Origin of the sequence: Frateuria sp. YIM B11624 (assembly GCF_049727805.1) — a bacterium.
GTDB lineage: Bacteria > Pseudomonadota > Gammaproteobacteria > Xanthomonadales > Rhodanobacteraceae > Frateuria_A.
The window spans coordinates 66,371-82,493 of record NZ_JBCNYA010000007.1 but is presented as its reverse complement, the minus strand read 5'-3'; the positions used below and the strand labels follow the sequence as shown (position 1 = coordinate 82,493).

The 16,123-nt window shown below is 70.3% G+C and carries 17 protein-coding genes; 7 read left to right on the top strand and 10 right to left on the bottom strand.

Features of this window, described 5'->3' with window-relative positions:
- Positions 1-40: 40 nt before the first annotated feature.
- Positions 41-640 (bottom strand): NADPH-dependent FMN reductase, encoded by a 600-nt coding sequence (locus AAIL17_RS05305; RefSeq protein ID WP_424681780.1) that lies wholly within the window; start codon positions 638-640, stop codon positions 41-43.
- A 17-nt stretch (positions 641-657) separates the two neighbouring features.
- Positions 658-1,254, bottom strand: a complete 597-nt coding sequence (locus AAIL17_RS05300; RefSeq protein ID WP_424681779.1) for a LysE family translocator — start codon at positions 1,252-1,254, stop codon at positions 658-660.
- Positions 1,255-1,349: 95 nt separating this feature from the next.
- On the opposite strand from AAIL17_RS05300, the gene AAIL17_RS05295 reads away from it, so the two are divergent.
- Entirely contained in the window at positions 1,350-2,240 is an 891-nt protein-coding gene (locus AAIL17_RS05295; RefSeq protein WP_424681778.1) for a LysR substrate-binding domain-containing protein, read from the top strand.
- Between the two features lie 7 nt (positions 2,241-2,247).
- Here AAIL17_RS05295 and AAIL17_RS05290 read toward each other — a convergent pair whose 3' ends face one another.
- The 4 genes from AAIL17_RS05290 to AAIL17_RS05275 all read right to left on the bottom strand — a co-directional run bounded on the left by AAIL17_RS05290 (position 2,248) and on the right by AAIL17_RS05275 (position 8,207).
- A complete protein-coding gene (locus AAIL17_RS05290) occupies positions 2,248-3,534 on the bottom strand; it encodes an amino acid permease (protein ID WP_424681777.1) in 1,287 nt (428 codons plus the stop codon).
- A 73-nt stretch (positions 3,535-3,607) separates the two neighbouring features.
- Complete coding sequence (locus tag AAIL17_RS05285; protein ID WP_424681776.1) at positions 3,608-4,702, bottom strand: aromatic ring-hydroxylating oxygenase subunit alpha; 1,095 nt, start codon at positions 4,700-4,702, stop codon at positions 3,608-3,610.
- Positions 4,703-4,751: 49 nt separating this feature from the next.
- Positions 4,752-6,245 carry a S10 family peptidase gene (locus AAIL17_RS05280; protein ID WP_424681775.1) on the bottom strand — a complete coding sequence of 498 codons (1,494 nt, stop codon included), beginning with the start codon at positions 6,243-6,245 and terminating at the stop codon, positions 4,752-4,754.
- Between the two features lie 87 nt (positions 6,246-6,332).
- Positions 6,333-8,207, bottom strand: coding sequence for a 3'-5' exonuclease (locus AAIL17_RS05275; protein ID WP_424681774.1), 1,875 nt, complete (start codon positions 8,205-8,207; stop codon positions 6,333-6,335).
- 180 nt (positions 8,208-8,387) lie between these two features.
- Here AAIL17_RS05275 and AAIL17_RS05270 point away from each other — a divergent pair, with 180 nt between their 5' ends.
- On the top strand, positions 8,388-9,584 hold the full coding sequence (locus AAIL17_RS05270) for a diguanylate cyclase (RefSeq protein WP_424681773.1): 1,197 nt from the start codon (positions 8,388-8,390) through the stop codon (positions 9,582-9,584).
- Between the two features lie 78 nt (positions 9,585-9,662).
- On the opposite strand, the gene AAIL17_RS05265 is transcribed toward AAIL17_RS05270, so the two are convergent.
- Positions 9,663-10,088, bottom strand: a complete 426-nt coding sequence (locus AAIL17_RS05265) for an OsmC family protein (protein ID WP_424681772.1) — start codon at positions 10,086-10,088, stop codon at positions 9,663-9,665.
- 143 nt (positions 10,089-10,231) lie between these two features.
- Between AAIL17_RS05265 and AAIL17_RS05260 the strand changes: the two genes are divergently transcribed.
- Complete coding sequence (locus AAIL17_RS05260; RefSeq protein ID WP_424681771.1) at positions 10,232-10,507, top strand: GNAT family N-acetyltransferase; 276 nt, start codon at positions 10,232-10,234, stop codon at positions 10,505-10,507.
- Positions 10,508-10,583: 76 nt separating this feature from the next.
- Positions 10,584-11,267: a DUF1345 domain-containing protein gene (locus AAIL17_RS05255; protein WP_424681770.1), complete on the top strand. Its 684-nt coding sequence runs from the start codon at positions 10,584-10,586 to the stop codon at positions 11,265-11,267.
- Between the two features lie 6 nt (positions 11,268-11,273).
- Here the strand turns inward: AAIL17_RS05255 and AAIL17_RS05250 are convergent, their stop codons facing one another.
- Complete coding sequence (locus AAIL17_RS05250) at positions 11,274-11,756, bottom strand: YajQ family cyclic di-GMP-binding protein (protein WP_424681769.1); 483 nt, start codon at positions 11,754-11,756, stop codon at positions 11,274-11,276.
- Positions 11,757-11,834: 78 nt separating this feature from the next.
- Between AAIL17_RS05250 and AAIL17_RS05245 the strand changes: the two genes are divergently transcribed.
- Positions 11,835-13,010 (top strand): NAD(P)/FAD-dependent oxidoreductase, encoded by a 1,176-nt coding sequence (locus AAIL17_RS05245; RefSeq protein WP_424681768.1) that lies wholly within the window; start codon positions 11,835-11,837, stop codon positions 13,008-13,010.
- 80 nt (positions 13,011-13,090) lie between these two features.
- Positions 13,091-13,978, top strand: a complete 888-nt coding sequence (locus tag AAIL17_RS05240) for an NAD(P)-dependent oxidoreductase (RefSeq protein WP_424681767.1) — start codon at positions 13,091-13,093, stop codon at positions 13,976-13,978.
- 58 nt (positions 13,979-14,036) lie between these two features.
- On the opposite strand, the gene AAIL17_RS05235 is transcribed toward AAIL17_RS05240, so the two are convergent.
- Positions 14,037-14,504 (bottom strand): YaiI/YqxD family protein, encoded by a 468-nt coding sequence (locus tag AAIL17_RS05235; protein WP_424681766.1) that lies wholly within the window; start codon positions 14,502-14,504, stop codon positions 14,037-14,039.
- Complete coding sequence (locus tag AAIL17_RS05230) at positions 14,501-15,382, bottom strand: PhzF family phenazine biosynthesis protein (RefSeq protein WP_424681765.1); 882 nt, start codon at positions 15,380-15,382, stop codon at positions 14,501-14,503. Before AAIL17_RS05230 ends, AAIL17_RS05235 begins: the two co-directional genes overlap by 4 nt.
- Before the next feature lie 137 nt (positions 15,383-15,519).
- Here AAIL17_RS05230 and AAIL17_RS05225 point away from each other — a divergent pair, with 137 nt between their 5' ends.
- Positions 15,520-16,122: a rhomboid family intramembrane serine protease gene (locus tag AAIL17_RS05225; protein WP_424681764.1), complete on the top strand. Its 603-nt coding sequence runs from the start codon at positions 15,520-15,522 to the stop codon at positions 16,120-16,122.
- Position 16,123 lies beyond the last annotated feature (1 nt).

Sequence of the window (16,123 nt, the reverse complement as noted above, 5' to 3'; positions counted from 1 at the left end):
CCCGCCGGCCACCCTGTTCACCGTGCGTTGCATTGCCGCTTCACGCCGCGCCTGCGGCCGGGCAGGACGGTGCGACCCGTTCGATCCATCCGGCGAACGCGCCCATGAAGCGCTGCAGCGATGCGCGCGCGGTGTCGTCCACAAGCGCGCCCTGCGCATCGAAGTGATCCGCCGCGCGGGCCATGAACAGCGCGGGCGAGGGCATTACCAGCGCGCCGCAGGTGTGCAGCACCTGGCGCAGCGAGGCCTGCGCCAGCCGCGTGCCCCAGGGGCCGCTGCTCGCGCCGAGCACCGCCACCGGGCGCTCGGCCAGCACTTCGCCCTGCGGGCTTTCGCGCGAGAGCCAGTCCAGCGCGTTCTTCAAGACGCCGGGCAGTGCGTGGTTGTACTCCGGCGTGGCGATCACCAGCCCGTCGGCCGCGGCGATGGCGATGCGCAGCGCGCGCACGCCGGGCGGACCCTCGGGTTCGGCCTGTTCGAGATCCTCGTCGAACAGCGGCACCGTTGCCAGCGCGTCGTAGACCTCGGCTTCGACGCCTGCCGGTGCAAGCGATGCGGCGGCCTGCAGCAGGCTGCGGTTCCAGGAGGCGCGGCGCAGGCTGCCGGCGAGGCAGAGGACGCGCAAGGGGCGATGGGCCATGGAAGTTCTCCGGTAGGTCAAAGGTCGATGAGCAACAGCACGGCACTGGCCAGCAGCAGCGCGCCCATGGCGGCATCGATACGCCGGCGCGAGCGCGGCCGCGCCATGTGTTCGGCCAGCAGCCGTCCGGCGAGGCTCCACAGCAGCAGGCAGCCCGACGGGATGGCGATGAACAGCAGGGCGAGCGGCAGGTAGCCGGACAGGCTGGTGGCCGGCCAGGCGGCCACCAGCGTGAGCACCATCACCCACCCCTTGGGATTGAGGAACTGGAAACCGAACAGCCCCAGCGCACCGGCCGGCAAGGCGGCACCGGCGCGCTTCGGCGACGCGCGGCGCGTGCCGGCGCCGAGCAGGCACAGCCCCAGCCAGGCCATGTAGACCGCACCAGCGGCACCCAGTCCGGTGCGCAGCGTGGCGTGCGTGGCCAGCATCGCGCCGGCACCGGCCGCGGCGACCGCGAACAGGGCCAGTCCGCCGAGCACGATGCCGCCGATGGCGGCGGCCGCACCGCGCACGCCGCCGCGTCCGGATTCGCGCAACACGACGAGGTTGTTCGGCCCGGGCGTGATCGCCGCGGCGAACAGCAGGCCGGCAGAAGCAAGCAGGTCGTGCATGGCGTTCCGTAGCGTCGCTGCCACCCCGGCAGCGGAGCCAGCATGGCGCCGGGCGGTGGACGGCGGTGCGTGGCTTATGGTCTAGAATTCCGACCATGGACCTGCCCCTGAACGCCCTGCGCGCCTTTGCCCTGGTCTACCAGCACCGCGGCGTGCGCGCCGCCGCGCGCGAGCTGGGCATGGCCCATTCCTCGGTGAGCCGGCACCTGGGTGAGCTGGCGCGCTGGCTGGGCGTGCCCTTGATGCATGCCGGTGCGGGCCGGGCGGGACTGGCCTTCACGCCGCAGGGCGAGGCGTTGGGAAAGGCCGTCAGCGCGGGACTGGGCGAGATCGAGCGGGCGGTGGCGACCCTCCGCGAGGCGCGGCCGGCGCACGCGGTGGCGCTCTCGACCACGCCCTCCTTCGCGATCCGCTGGCTGCTGCCGCGCCTGCCGGCGTTCGAGAAGGCGCACCCGAAGATCGAACTCTCGGTGCTGGTCGACCAGAAGCTGGAAGGCTTCGCCGACGGCCGCGTGGACCTGGCCGTGCGCATGGGGCGCGGCCCGTGGCCGGAACTGCACTGCGAGCCATTGATGGACGACGCGCTGTATCCGGTGATGAGTCCGGCCTACTGGCAGGATCACGGCCGTCCCTCGCGGCCGGCCCAGTTGGCCGGGCTGCGTCTGCTGCACGACCGCGATCCGCAGGCGGCATGGGAGTCGTGGCGCCGCGCGCACGGACCGACCGGTCTTTCGCTGCAGGGTGGCGCGCGCTATGCAGCCTCCGACCTGGTGCTGCGTGCCGCGCAACTGGGGCAGGGCGTGGCGCTGGCGCGCCATCGGCTGGTCGCCGACGAACTGGCGGCAGGCATCCTGGTGCGTCCGTTCGGTGCGCTGGAGGTACCACTCGCATCGGCCTACTGGATCGTGCGTGCCGACGGCACGCGTCCGCGTCCGGCCCTTGCCGCGGTGATCGACTGGCTGCGCTGGCAGGCGGCCGCCCGCTAGCCGGCGGTCACGGGACAGCCGAACGCCGGCGCTGCCACAGCAGCACCGGCAGGCCCATCGCCACCAGCACGCCGGCCCACATCAGCGACTCGATGCCGGTGCCGGCCAGCGCCCACAGCGCATACGCCAGCGCACCGGCGGCGACCAACCGGCGCCACGGGCGCGCGGCCGGCTCGACGCGCCACCAGGCCAGCACGCTCACCACGTAGGGAAGCAGCGTGGTGGCAGTCGAAAGCAGGATCGAGAAGGTGAACAGCGCCACCAGCGTGCGGCTGTAGTTGGCCATGATCAATGCGCTGGCCAGGCTGCTGCCGACCAACAGGCCGAAGGCCGGCGTGCCGCGCGCGTCGAGGCGGGCGAAGTGCGCGGGAAACAGGCCATCCTGCGCCGCCGCCAGCGGCGTCTGCGCCTGCAGCAGCACCCAGCCGTTGAGCGCGCCGAAGCAGGAAACGGTGGCGACCGCGGCGAGCGCGATGCCGGCCATCGGTCCCCATACGTGCGCCGCGGCATCGACCATCGGTGCGGCCGAGCGGCCGAGCTGGTCCGCCGGCAGCAGCCCGATCACCACCGTGCAGGCGAGCATCGTGGCCAGGCCCGCGACCAGCATGCCGATCACGGTGGCGCGCGGCACCGTGCGCTCCGGGTCGCGCACCACGCCGGTCGGCACGGTGGCCGCCTCGAAGCCGAGCATGGCCCACAGCGTGAGCGCCGCGACCGAACTGGCCACGCCCAGCAGCGGCACGCCGCTGGGGTTGAACGGGCGGTAGCCGCCGGCCTGCACCCAGCCCAGCCCGATGAGGCCGAACAGCACCAGCGGCACCAGCTTGAGCAGGGTGGTCAGCATCTGCATGCGCGCGGCCTCGCGCACGCCGGCCAGGTTCACCGCGGTGCAAATCCACAACGCGCCCAATGCGCAGGCGGCCGAGCGCAGCGGCGTGGCGGCGGCCGCGGGCCAGAGCGCGCCGAGGCTGCCGGCGAACGCCACCGCGATCGCGGCGTTCGCGCTCCAGGTGCAGACCCAGTAGCTCCAGGCGACCACGAAACCCACCCTGTCGCCGAACGCTCGCCGGGCGTAGCCGTAGGCGCCGCCGTGGTTGCGGATCGCGCGCGCCAGCCAGGCGTAGACCAGCGCCAGCAGCAGCGCGCCGGCCAGGGTCGGCGCCCAGCCCAGCAGGCTCGCCGCGCCGTAGGGCGCGAGGGCGGCCGGCAGCAGGAACACGCCCGAGCCGATCATGTTGCCGACCACCAGGGCGACCAGCGCCAGTTGGCCGAGTGGCCTGGAATGGTTGCTCATGCCTGTTCCCCTTCAGGCGATGCCGATCCGCTGCTTCTCCCGCAGGCAAGGGAGCGAGCGCGAGGCGCAGCGCTCACGCGTGCTCGCGATAGGCGCGGCGCAGCAGTTCGTGGAAATGGTGGACGGCGTTCTCGCGCAGCGGATTGAGCCGGCCGCTCTCGTAGGAGCCCGAGGCGAGCCCGCGCTGCACGTCCTCGCAGATGGTCACGTCCTCGTCCTGCACCTCGTCGCTGAAGGCGATGTCGCGCTCGCGGCGGGCGCGCGCTTCGTCGCTGGCGCCGGGTCCTCCTTCATGAGGCGCGTAATAGAAGTCGAACTCGACGCGGCAGCGGTCCACGCCCAGCGGCAGCACGCGGTTGGTCTGCAACCGGCCGGGCAGGATGTTGAGCATCGTGTTCGGATAGAGGAAGTAGTACAGCGCCTCGCCGCTGCCGTAGAGCTCGTCCGCGCTCTCCAGCGGGCTGAACTGGTAGGAATACCAGCGCGCCGTCTCGGTAACGTAGCTGCGGTAGTCCAGCACGCTGTTGAGGCCCGGGTGGATGTGCGGCACGTGGTAGCCCTCCAGGTAGTTGTCCACGTACACCTTCCAGTTGCAGGCCACCTCCCAGCTCGCGCGATGGTGGAACTCGAAGCCGGCCAGCGAGCGGCCTTCGCGCAGGCGTGCGTCGATGCCCTCGACGAACTCGCCGAACGGCGGCGCCTCGCCGGTGGCGACGAACACCAGGCCCTGCCATACCTGCACGCGCACTTCCGGCAGGCGGATCGTCGACGGATCGAAATCCGGCGTGCGGCCCATTTCCGGCGCACCGCGCAACACGCCGTCCAGGCCGTAGGTCCAGCCGTGGTAGCGGCAGCGCAGCGCGGTCGCGCCCTTGCCGTCGCAACTGGCGACTGGGCCGGCGCGGTGGCGGCAGACGTTGTGGAAGGCGCGGATCGTGGTGGCGTCGCTGCGCACGACCAGCAGCGGCAGGCCGGCGATGGTGGTGACCAGGTGGTCGCCCACGCCGGCCAGCTGCGACTGGTGGCAGACCAGTTGCCAGCTCCGCGCGAACACCGCCTTGGCATCCAGCGCCGGCATGCGCGGGTCGGTGTAGCAGCGCGCCGACAGCGCCATCGCATGATCGAGCGGCTGGGCGGCGAGGAGGTCGGGCGTGAGCAGCTCGGTCATGGCGGTACCGGTGGCGGTCGGGACGCGGGGCGCGTCCCAACCTACACCATCAACGCGCGCCGTAGAGCGCCTTGACGTCCTTCAGCAACGCGGCCTGGCTGTCCGGGCGGGCGTAGAACATGTGGCCGCCGGGGTAGCTCTTCACCTGCACGCGGGTCGGATCGCCCATCGCCGGCATCTGGTCGACGATCAGCACCGAGGCCATGAACGGACAGGACAGGTCGTCCCAGCCATGCGCGATCAGCACGCGCAGGCCCGGGTCGTTGGCGACCGATTCGCGCAGTTGCGAGACCGAACCCTCGACCGCGTCGTCGTCCTCGTGCCAGAGCTTGTTCACCTCGTAGCTCAGCGCGTTGTAGCGACCGGAGTATTTCCAGCCGACGGTGCGGGTGACGAAGTCGACCATCGCGGTGGTGGTCGGCGCGATGATGCCGTTCAAGATCGGATCGCCGGTGCGCTGGCGCGGCGCGTAGGGGAACGGGTCCCAGGCGGTGACGTTGGAGTCGTAGCGGCTGCCCAGCTTGCCCTCGGCGCGGTAGACCTCGCGCAGGTAGGCCTGGGTTTCCAGGCGGCCGCCGGAACGGCGCACGAACAGCGGATCGAGCCCGGTCAGTTCGGTCACCTTCCGGATCACCCGCTCGGTCGCCTGCGGATCGGATCGGCCGCGCATCAGGTCGGTGGCGTACTCGCCGCGGGTGTACTCGACCACCTGCGCCATCGCCTCGGGCGTGAGCCTGTGCTCGCGCTCCAGGTGCGCCGCGGCGATCGAGGGCAGGGTCAGCATCCACGGCAGCGGCGAGACGTTCTCGTCGTTGGAGGCGGCCGGGTCGAGGTAGGGCGAGACCAGCACCACGCCCTTCATCGCCACGCCGAGCTGGGTCTGCAGGTAGTCGGTGATGCGCGGGCCGCGGAAGCCGCCGTAGCTTTCCCCGACCAGGTACTTGGGCGACTGCAGGCGGCCGTTCCTGACCAGCCAGTCGTAGACGATCCGCGAGAGGTATTTGATGTCGCTGTCGGTGCTGTAGAACAGCTCGGTGGCCTTCTTGTCGTCCACCAGTGCGCGGCTGAAGCCGGTGCCGACCGGGTCGATGAACACCAGGTCGGTGAAGGGCAGCCAGCTGCCGGGGTTGTCGTGCAGGGTGGCCGGGTCGGATGGGTTATTGCCCTCGACGCCGAAGTTCACCCGCTTGGGACCGATCGCGCCGAGGTTGAGGTAGACCGAGGACGCGCCCGGGCCGCCGTTGAGCGCGAAGGTCACCGGTCGGTCGCCGCCACCCATGGTGTAGGCGGTGTAAACCACTTCGGCGACGGTGTTGCCCTTCTCGTCGCGCACCGGCAGCGAGCCGACGGTGACGGTGTACTTGAGCGTACGGCCGTCGATCTGCGCGCTCTGCTGCACGTGTGCGTCGGCGGGGAAGGGCGGCAGGTGGAAGTCGCCGTGGCTGGCTTCGGCGGCAGGCTTGTCGGCGGCGAAGGCGGGAGCGGCGGCCAGACCGGCCAGCAGCGAAGCCGCCAGCAGGCTGGCTTGCAGGATCTTGCGCACGATGGTTCCCCAGGGACGAAAGTCCCAGCCTAGCGGCTGGCCAGCGGCCGGGACTGTGCCCAAAGGCATGGGCCAGAGGCGCCGCCTTCAGGCAGGCAGCGCGACCAGCTGGTCCTGCACCTGGTTGATCGCATCGCGGATGCGCTTGCTGAATATCGAGTCATCGTGGTGGATCAGCACCAGCCGCTCGGTGGCGCGGGTCATCGCCACGTAGAGCAGGCGCGCCTCCTCGACCTCGTCCTTGCCTTCCTTGGGCAGCGAGCCGAGCCCCGGGATGATCACGAACGGGAACTCCAGGCCCTTGCTCGAGTGCATGGTGACCAGCTTGACCGTGTCGCCCACGGCGAACAGCGCACCCTTGCCGCGGCCCTCGGCCAGCCGCGCCGGGATGCCCTGGCGCTCCAGCGCCTCGGCCAGCTTCTCGCCTTCCCACTGGTTGCGGAAGATCACCGCCATGTCGGACCACGGCCGGCCGTGCGCGTGCTCGTCGCTCAACTGGGCGATCAGCACGGTGAGCTGGGCAGGTGCGGTGTCGACGCGGATCAGCTCCGGCACCGCGCCTCGGCGGCCGGCGCTCTCGGGGGCGACCAGCGGCACGCCGTCGCCGTCATCCGCGCGCTCGATCAGCAGTTCGTTGGCGAAGCCGCGTGCCACCGCCAGGATCTCCAGCGTGTTGCGGTAGTTGAGCTTGAGGATGGTCGTGCGGCCCTGCGCCTGGATCCCCAGGCTCTTCCAGCTCACCTTGCGCCGGTCGGCCTTGCCGTAGATGTTCTGTGCATCGTCGTAGAGCACCAGCAGGGAGTTGGTCGCCGGGTCGACCATCTGCACGATCAGCTTGTACCAGTCCGGCTCGAAGTCGTGGCCCTCGTCGACCAGCACCGCGCCGTATTGGAAGCGCGGGATCTGGCCCCGGTCGACGCCGTCGATCACCCGCTCGACCATCTGCTCGAAGAAGCCGTCGGATCCCTTCGGCGGCAGTGCCACGTGGTAGGCGGTGAGCATCTTGTGGCACCACTTGTGGAAGTTGTAGACCTGCACCTTGTCGGCCAGGCCGCGTTCGCCGATGAGTTGTTCCAGCCGCGCGGCCAGCGTCTTGTTGTAGCAGAGCACCAGGATCGGCCGGTTCATCGCGCGCGCCAGCTGCATGGCGCGGAAGCCCAGGATCATCGTCTTACCGGAACCGGCCACGCCGTGGATGATCCGGTGCTCGTCGCCGAGCGAGCGCGCCAGTTGTTCCTGCTGGGCGTCCATCACCTTGACCAGTTCGGGGATCTGCAGCGGGCGCACCGCCGCGTCGGTCGGGCCGAACAGGCCGAACTGGCCGCTGCCCGGCTCCACCCGCAGCTCGGGGAACAGGTGCCAGCGCACGCGGTCGATCTGCGGCAGCGTCAGCGCGACCGGGAAGGCGTGCGGGAACATCGCCCACAGCCGCTCCTGGAAATCCTCCGACTCGACCGACTCGTAGAATTCGTCGCGGCAGATCGCCAGGTGCGGCGGGATCACCGCATCCAGCCCACCGTCTTCGAACTGCTTGCGGCTGATGTTGGCCAGCACCACGCCCCAGGCCCACGGCATGATGATCTTGCCGGCATGCCGATGCCCGGCCGGGAAGCGCAGCGCCGGGTCGCGCTCCAGCACCACGCCGATTTCCAGCGCATAGGCGCGCGCCTGCAGCAGCGGGTGGTTCTCCTTCACCAGGCCACGCTCGGTGACCAAGGTGAACTGGGTGCTGTCGGCGTGCTGGATGGTCTCGGCCTTCCAGTCCTTCACCTCCAGCACCAGCAGGCCGCGGCGCGGGTGGAACACCACGAAGTCCGGGTGGCGCTGCTTCAGCCCGACCGGCACGTCGTACCAGAGCAGGTAGTCGTCCTCGAGCTTCTGCTCCAGCCGCTCGGAGAAGCGCTTCTCGCCCGCGGTCATGCGCGGCAGGCAGCTGTTGCGGGTCGGGATGAGGGTGGCCATGCGGCATCCGTCGGGTTTTTGCGTGGAAAGTAACGGACTTGCGTGCGGTGTCAACGCTAAAGTCGGCCCATCCAGCGCCGATATCACGGGCGACGACCAGGCAAGAGCCGCCATCGCGGCCGAGGCCTTCACACACGGCAGGAGCCGGTCGTCGACGGTCGGGCGCGGGGAGAGCCCAGCATGCCCATGCATATCGAAACGCTTTCGCTGATCAGCGCCATCCAGTCGCTGGCCCTGGCCGTGCTGCTGTGGGCGGGCACCCACGGCCGTCCCGGCGCGGCGCGCACCAGCCTGAAGCTGCGCGCCGGCGCGCTGGCGGTGGAAGCGGCCGGGTGGGGCATGCTGGCGGCGCAGGCGTGGCTGCATCCGGCGCAACTGTTGCTCGGCGGCAACGCGTTGAACCTGCTGGCGCAGGGCATGGCGGTGGTCGCCCTGCGCATGCTGCTGGGCGAACCGCTGCGCTGGCGCGTCGCGCTGGCCATCGGCGTGGCCGGCTGGCTGGGCGTGGGCTGGTTCGGCGTGGTCGATCCGGACTACCGGCTGCGCGTGCTGTGGGGTTCGGCCGCGATCATGGCGGACATTGGCCTGCGCATGCAGGCGCTGCTTCACGGCGGGCTGCGGCGCAGCTCGCGGGCGCGCGTGGCGCTGCTGGCGATGTGCTCGCTCTCCGCGCTGCTGCTGCTGTGGCGCAACGGCCAGTTGTGGTTCGACCTGAATCCGCCGGCGGACATCATCCAGCCCGACACCGTCAACTACCTGTACGTGTTGCTCTCGGGCATGCAGCCCATGTTCCTGAGCATCGGTTTTCTTCTGCTCTACAGCGAGACGCTGCAACGCGAACTGCACCTGCTGGCGCGGGTCGATTCGCTGACCGGCGTGAAGAACCGCCTGGCGCTGACCGAGACGGCCACGCAACTGCTGTCCCAGGCCGGCCGCGTGGGACGGCCGCTGGGCGTGCTGATGATCGATGCCGACCACTTCAAGAGCGTCAACGACCGCTTCGGCCATGGCGGCGGAGACAAGGTGCTGCTGGCGCTGGTCGGCAGCATCCGCGGCACGCTGCGCGCGAGCAACGTGATCGGCCGCATCGGCGGCGAGGAATTCGTGGTGCTGGCGCCCGACACCGGCCTGGAACAGGCGCTGGTGCTGGCCGAGCGCATCCGCGAGACGGTCGAGACCACGCCGTTGCTGGTCGACGGGCATCTGCTGCAGCTGACCGTGTCGATCGGCGCGGTGGTGGCCGCGCCCGGCGAGCACGACGTCAAGGGCCTGCTGCAGCGGGCCGATGCGGCGCTCTACGCCGCCAAGCGCGCGGGACGCAATCGCGTGATGGCGGCGGACCCGGAGCTGGTCCGGCGCGCGCTTTCCGTTTCGTAGGTCCGTAGGGTGGGCTTCGGCCCACCGCTCCGGTACGGCGATGGTGGGCTGAAGCCCACCCTGCGGGCGCCTGCGCGCTCAGCCTTCGAGCGCGGCGTCCAGCGAGATCTCCGCCCGCAGCACCTTGGACACCGGACAGCCCTGCTTGGTCTCCTGCGCGATGCGGCTGAAAGTGTCGGCATCGGCGCCGGGCACGCGCGCGCGGCAGGTCAGCGCGATGGTGGTGATGGCGAAACCTTCGCCCTGCTTGTCCAGCGTCACCTGCGTGCGGGTGTCGATCTTCTCCGCCGTCAGCCCGGCATTGCCCAGGCCCAGCGAGAGCGCCATCGAGAAGCAGCCGGCCAGCGCGGCGCCGATCAGTTCCTCCGGGTTGGTGCCGGGGCCGTCCTCGAAGCGCGACTTGAAACCGAACGGCGCTTCGCGCAGCACGCCGGTCTCGGTGGAGATCGTGCCGCGGCCGTCCTTCAGGCCGCCGGACCAGGTGGCGGAGGCGGATTTCTTCATGGCGGGTCTCCCGTGCGTCGAGTGGACGGGGCAGTGTGGCAAGCGCGCCATGCAGGCGGTGCGAACGCCGTCCCGCGGCCGCTTCACGCGCGTTTTGCCCGCGCGGACCGTATCCTCACGGCTTTCCCCCGACGGCCCCAGGCATGAGCTTCGACATCCGCCACAACGCCGCCGCCCGCCGTTTCGAGACCGTGGTGGACGGCCAGCACTGCGAACTGGACTACCGCCTCGACGGCCAGGTGATGACCATCACCCACACCGGCGTACCGGTGCCGGTGGAAGGGCGCGGGATCGCTTCGGCGATGACCCAGGCGGCGATGGAAACCGCGCGCGCCGAAGGCTGGCGCGTGGTTCCCGCCTGCTCCTACGCGGCGGCCTGGCTGCGCCGGCACCCGGAGTTCGCCGACCTGCGCGCCTGATCCACACCGGCCCGCCGTTGTGCCCGCTGACAGGTGTGGGCACACTGCAGCGGGCAAGCCGATCGCAGGAGGCCCGATGAGCGACTCCCATACCCACGGCAAGCGGCGGCGCCACCATCACGGCCCGTGGCACGCGCTGCGCGCGCGTCCGTCGCTGGCGATCGGCGGCGGACTGCTGGTGGTGACGGCGGTCGCCGCATGGGCGCTGGGCATGCATCCGGCGCCGTCCTTCCTGCTCGGTTTCGATCTCGGCGCGCTGGTCTTCGTCGGCATCCAGTTGCGCGAGTTCAGCCAGGCCACGCCGGTCAGCATGCGCGAGAAGGCGCGCCGCCAGGACGCCGGCCGCTGGGGCATCCTGTGGAGCGGCGTGGCGTTTTCCACGGTGGTGCTGGTGGCGCTGGGCACCGAGCTGCAGGCGGGCAAGACCGGCGGCCTGCTGGCGATCGTGGTGGCCGCGGCCAGCATCATGCTGAGCTGGGCCTTCCTCAACACGCTGTTCGCGCTGCATTACGCGCACGGCTACTACGGCAACTACGGCAAACCGCACGAAGGCCTGGACTTCCCCGGCGACGAGGAGCCCGACTACTGGGACTTCGCCTACTTCGCGGTGGTGGTCGGCATGACCTTCCAGGTGTCCGACGTGCAGGTGACCAGCCGCTACCTGCGGCGGATGGTGCTGATCCACGGCGTGATCGCGTTCTTCTTCAACGTGTTCATCATCGCGGTGAGCGTGAATGTCGTGGCGGGGCAGAGCTCGTAGCCGGCGTCAGTCCCTGAAGTTGTCGAACTGCAGCGGCAGCTCGGTCGGCGACTTGCGCAGCACGGCCATCGCCAGTTGCAGGTCGTCGCGCTTCTTGCCCGTCACGCGCAGCTTGTCGCCGTTGATCTGCGCCTCGACCTTGAGCTTGGCCGCCTTCAGCTCGGCGATGAGCTTCTTGGCGATCGGCTGTTCGATGCCCTGCTTGACGGTGATCTTCTGCCGCGCGCCGGCGAGGTTCACTTCCGGCTCGGCCACGTCCAGCGCGCGGATGTCTATCTTCCGGCTGGTCAGCCGCCCACGCAGGATGTCCAGCATCTGCTGCAGCTGGAAATCGCTCGGCGCGCGCTGGGTGATCATGTAGCCGTCCAGCTCGAAGGCGGCGTCGGTGCCCTTGAAGTCGAAGCGGTTGGCCAGCTCGCGGTTGGCCTGGTCGACCGCGTTGGTCAGTTCGTGCTTGTCCACTTCGGAGACGACGTCGAAGGAGGGCATGGCGGGTACCTGCAGGATGGGAGAGCGGAAAGTGTAAGCGCTCGGCGATAATGCGCGATCCACTCCGTCCGCGATGCGATGAAAACCGACGTACTCGTCATCGGCGCCGGCGCCGCCGGCCTCATGTGCGCGATCGCCGCCGGCCGGCGCGGTCGGCGCGTGCTGGTGCTCGACCACGCCAACAAGCCGGGCAAGAAGATCCTGATGTCCGGCGGCGGACGCTGCAATTTCACCAACCTCGGCGTGACGCCGGCCAACTACCTGTCGGCCAACCCGCATTTCGCCAAGTCCGCGCTGGCGCGCTACACGCCGGCGGATTTCATCGCGCTGGTGGAGAAGCACCGCATCGCCTTCCACGAGAAGGAGCTCGGCCAGCTGTTCTGCGATGACTCCTCCAAGCAGGTCGTGCGCATGCTGCTGGACGAATGCGCGGCGGCCGGCGTGCGCGTGGAGACGAGCTGCGCCGTGACGCGCGTGCGCCATGGCGAAGCCGGCTTCAGCGTGGCCACCGCGCGCGGCGAGGTACATGCGCAGGCGCTGGTGATCGCCACGGGAGGCCTGTCGATCCCGAGCATGGGCGCCACCGGCTTCGGCTACGAGCTGGCCCGGCAGTTCGGCCACGAGGTGCAGCCCACGCGCGCCGGCCTGGTGCCGCTGACCTTGAGCGGCAAGCATCAGGAGCGCTACGCGGACCTTGCCGGCGTGGCGTTGCCGGCCGAGGCGCGCAGCGGGCGGCAATCGTTCCGCGCGGGCCTGCTGTTCACCCACCGCGGCGTCAGCGGGCCGTCGATCCTGCAGATCTCCTCCTACTGGCAGCCGGGCGAGGAGCTGCGGCTGGACCTGCTGCCCGATCGCGATGCGGCCGACTGGCTGCCGGCCCAGCGCGTGGCGCGGCCGGCCGCGGAACTGAAGACCGTGCTGGCCGACCTGTTGCCGAAGCGGCTGGCGCAGCGCCTGTGCGAGCTCGACTTCGGCAACCGCCCGATGCGCCAGTACCGCGAGGCGGAACTGGCCGCGATCGGCGCGCGCCTCCACGACTGGCCGCTGGTCGCCAGCGGCACCGAGGGCTACCGCACGGCCGAAGTGACGCTCGGCGGCGTCGACACCGACGGGCTCTCTTCCAGCACGATGCAGTCCAAGCTCGTACCGGGGCTGTATTTCATCGGCGAGGTGGTCGACGTGACCGGCTGGCTGGGCGGTTACAACTTCCAGTGGGCATGGGCGTCCGGACACGCGGCCGGCGAAGTGGTGTGAGAAAGGCGAGGGAACGGTCTTTTGCGCGCCTTCAACAACGCGGATGTTCCATTACCCGGTCGCTTCAAAGGAGAACCTTCATGAACGTCGGATTCCTCGGCCTGGGCGCCATGGGCAGCGCCATGGCCAGCAACCTGCTCGCCGCGGGCCACGCGCTGACCGTGTGGAACCGCTCCGAAGGCCCCACCGAACCGCTCGCCTCGCTCGGCGCCAGGGTCGCGCGCACGCCCGGGCGGGCGGTGCAGGGCCAGGTGGTGCACAGCATGCTGGCCAATGACCAGGCCGTGCGCGAGGTGTTCCTGGAAGGCGGCGTGCTGGACGAGATGGACCGCGGCACCGTGCACGTCAACCACGCGACCATCTCGGTGGCGCTCGCGCGCGAGCTGGCCCAGGCGCATGCGCAGCGGGGACTGGGCTACGTTGCCGCGCCGGTGTTCGGACGGCCGGACATGGCCGCGGCGGCCAAGCTCAACATCGTCGTGGCCGGGCATCCTGCCGTGGTCGAGTCCGTGCGCCCGCTGCTGGAGGTGCTCGGCAGCCGGCTGTGGCCGGTGGGCGAGGCGCCCGAGCGCGCCAACGTGGTCAAGCTGGCCGGCAACTTCATGCTGGCGTCGGCGATCGAGAGCATGGCCGAGGCCACTGCGCTCACCCGCGCGCACGGCGTGTCCGCCGCCGACTTCCTGGAGATCATGACCAGCACGCTGTTCGCCGCGCCGGCCTACCAGGGCTACGGCCGCCTGATCGCCGAGGAGCGTTACGCGCCGCCCGGCTTCGCGCTGCCGCTGGGCCTGAAGGACGTCAACCTCGCGCTCGCCGCGGGCGAGGCAGCGCGGGTGCCGCTACCGTTTGCCGGCGTCGTGCGCGATGCGCTGATCGAGGCGCTGGCAGGCGGCGGCGAAGAGCTGGACTGGGCGGCGCTGGCGCAGGTCGCTGCGCGGCGCGCGCACCTGGATGACGGGAAGCCGTAAGGTGGGCTTCAGCCCACCGCTTTGATCTTTCTTCAGAGCCGGTGGGCTGAAGCCCACCCTACGCGTTCTTCGGGCGCTGCTGCAGCCAGCGGTCCAACTGGTTGGCGAAGGCCTGCCGGTCGCGCGCGTGGAACGCCGACGGGCCGCCCGTGTCCACGCCTGCGCCGCGCAGTTCGTCCATGAAATTGCGCATCGACAGGCGCTGCGCGATGGTCTCGCGCGTGTAGAGCTCGCCGCGCGGGTGCAGCGCCAGCGCGCCCTTGTCGATCGCCTGCGCGGCCAGCGGGATGTCCTGCGTCACCACCAGGTCGCCCGCGGCCAAACGCTGCACGATCTCGTTGTCGGCGACGTCGAAGCCGCCGGCGACCTGGATCGCACGCACCCAGCGCGTGGACGGCGTGCGCAGCATCTGGTTCGCCACCAGCGTGACCATCACCTGCGCGCGCTCGGCGGCGCGGAACAGGATCTCCTTGATCGGTCCGGGGCAGGCGTCGGCATCGACCCAGATCTGCGGCGTGCCGCTCACGCGCCGTTCCAGCGCAGCAGGCCGTCGACCACGGTGTGCGCGCGGCCGCCGACCCAGATCGCATCCGGCTCGATGCGCGCCAGCAGCCTGGCGTCATGGCCCATCTCGCGGCCCTGGCTGATCGCGTAGCCGCGCGAGAGCGCACCCTCGGGCTCCGCGTGGGCGATGTAGGCGGCGATCAAGCCGTTGGCGGCGCCCGAGGCCGGGTCCTCCACGATGCCCACGCCGGCGGGGAAGGCGCGGACCACCAGTTGGTAGTCGCCCGAACCGCTGCGCGCGAAGGCGCACAGGCCCATGCTGTCGGTCGCCCGCGCCAGTGCGCCGATCGCGCTGTGGTCGGGCAGCCAGCCGCGCAGGCTGGCCTCGTCGGCGACCTCGGCCAGCCACCAGCGCCGGCCGCCGTCGACCAGCGCCGGCGGCAGCGCGCCCAGCTCGACGCCGGCGAGCGTGGCCGCCAGCAGCGGGTGTGCGTCGCGGCCGGTGGCGACCACGCGCTCGCCGGGCGACTTCAGCAGCAGATCGCGTTCCTCGCCCTCGCCCTCGACGCGGATCGGCAGCACGCCGGCGCCGCATTCCTGCCACAGCAGGCCATCGACCGGCTGCGCCAATCCGCAGGCCAGCGCGGCGTGCGCGCTGCCCACGCTGGGATGGCCGGCGAACGGGATCTCGCGCTGCGGCGTGAAGATGCGTACGCGGTAGCTCGCCTGCGGCGTCGACGGCGGCAGCAGGAAGGTGGTTTCCACCAGTGCGGTCCAGCGCGCGAAGCGCTGCATCTGCGCGTCGCTCCAGCCGCGCGCGTCGGTCACCACGCCGAGGTGGTTGCCGCCGCCGCAAGTAGCGGCAAAGACGTCCAGATGGAGGTAGCGGGTCGGGGTCATGCGGGTCCGTGGGGAGCGGGCGGATAAAGGCGCGCATGATACGCCGTGATGTCGCAGGCGTCGTAAGCGCGGTCGACAAGCCGCAGGGCCGGCGCCAAGATGGACGATCCGCCATCCCCGAGGAAGCCCGCGCGACCATGCTTACCCTGGCCATCATCGCGATCACCTGCGTCGTCTCGTTCCTGGCCTTCAACAAGCCCAAGCTGATGGACGACCTGATCCTGTGGCCGCCGGCGATCCAGCGCCACCGCGAATACCACCGCCTGGTGACCTACGGGTTGGTGCACGCCGACTTCGGCCACCTGCTGTTCAACATGCTGACGCTGTTTTTCTTCGGGCGGGCGATCGAGAGCTTCTACGCCATGGAACTCGGCAGGCTGGGCTTTCTGCTGTTCTACATAGGTGGTCTGGTGGTCTCCATCCTGCCGACGTACCTCAAGAACCGGCGCAATCCGAACTATCACAGCCTCGGCGCTTCCGGTGCCGTGTCCGCGGTGCTGTTCGCCTACATCCTGTTCGCGCCGTGGAACCGCATCATCGTGTTCATCCTGCCGATGCCGGCGATCCTGTACGCGGTGCTCTATGTCGGCTACTCGATCTACATGGACCGCGTCGGCCGCGACAACATCAACCACAGTGCGCACCTGTGGGGCGCAGCCTATGGCGTGGTCTTCACCTTGGCGATAGAGCCGCGGGTGTTCACTCACTTCCTCGCACTGCTCATGAATCCGCGCATGTAGG

What these genes read in the sequence shown, in the direction of transcription:
- AAIL17_RS05260 (WP_424681771.1), top strand. Translation starts at nt 10,232, where the DNA reads ATGAGCTTCGACATCCGCCACAACGCCGCCGCCCGCCGTTTCGAGACC.
- AAIL17_RS05255 (WP_424681770.1), top strand. Translation starts at nt 10,584, where the DNA reads ATGAGCGACTCCCATACCCACGGCAAGCGGCGGCGCCACCATCACGGC.
- AAIL17_RS05240 (WP_424681767.1), top strand. Translation starts at nt 13,091, where the DNA reads ATGAACGTCGGATTCCTCGGCCTGGGCGCCATGGGCAGCGCCATGGCC.
- AAIL17_RS05230 (WP_424681765.1), bottom strand. Translation starts at nt 15,382, where the DNA reads ATGACCCCGACCCGCTACCTCCATCTGGACGTCTTTGCCGCTACTTGC.
- AAIL17_RS05225 (WP_424681764.1), top strand. Translation starts at nt 15,520, where the DNA reads ATGCTTACCCTGGCCATCATCGCGATCACCTGCGTCGTCTCGTTCCTG.
- AAIL17_RS05275 (WP_424681774.1), bottom strand. Translation starts at nt 8,207, where the DNA reads ATGGCCACCCTCATCCCGACCCGCAACAGCTGCCTGCCGCGCATGACC.
- AAIL17_RS05265 (WP_424681772.1), bottom strand. Translation starts at nt 10,088, where the DNA reads ATGAAGAAATCCGCCTCCGCCACCTGGTCCGGCGGCCTGAAGGACGGC.
- AAIL17_RS05305 (WP_424681780.1), bottom strand. Translation starts at nt 640, where the DNA reads ATGGCCCATCGCCCCTTGCGCGTCCTCTGCCTCGCCGGCAGCCTGCGC.
- AAIL17_RS05300 (WP_424681779.1), bottom strand. Translation starts at nt 1,254, where the DNA reads ATGCACGACCTGCTTGCTTCTGCCGGCCTGCTGTTCGCCGCGGCGATC.
- AAIL17_RS05285 (WP_424681776.1), bottom strand. Translation starts at nt 4,702, where the DNA reads ATGACCGAGCTGCTCACGCCCGACCTCCTCGCCGCCCAGCCGCTCGAT.
- AAIL17_RS05250 (WP_424681769.1), bottom strand. Translation starts at nt 11,756, where the DNA reads ATGCCCTCCTTCGACGTCGTCTCCGAAGTGGACAAGCACGAACTGACC.
- AAIL17_RS05290 (WP_424681777.1), bottom strand. Translation starts at nt 3,534, where the DNA reads ATGAGCAACCATTCCAGGCCACTCGGCCAACTGGCGCTGGTCGCCCTG.
- AAIL17_RS05245 (WP_424681768.1), top strand. Translation starts at nt 11,835, where the DNA reads ATGAAAACCGACGTACTCGTCATCGGCGCCGGCGCCGCCGGCCTCATG.
- AAIL17_RS05295 (WP_424681778.1), top strand. Translation starts at nt 1,350, where the DNA reads ATGGACCTGCCCCTGAACGCCCTGCGCGCCTTTGCCCTGGTCTACCAG.
- AAIL17_RS05270 (WP_424681773.1), top strand. Translation starts at nt 8,388, where the DNA reads ATGCCCATGCATATCGAAACGCTTTCGCTGATCAGCGCCATCCAGTCG.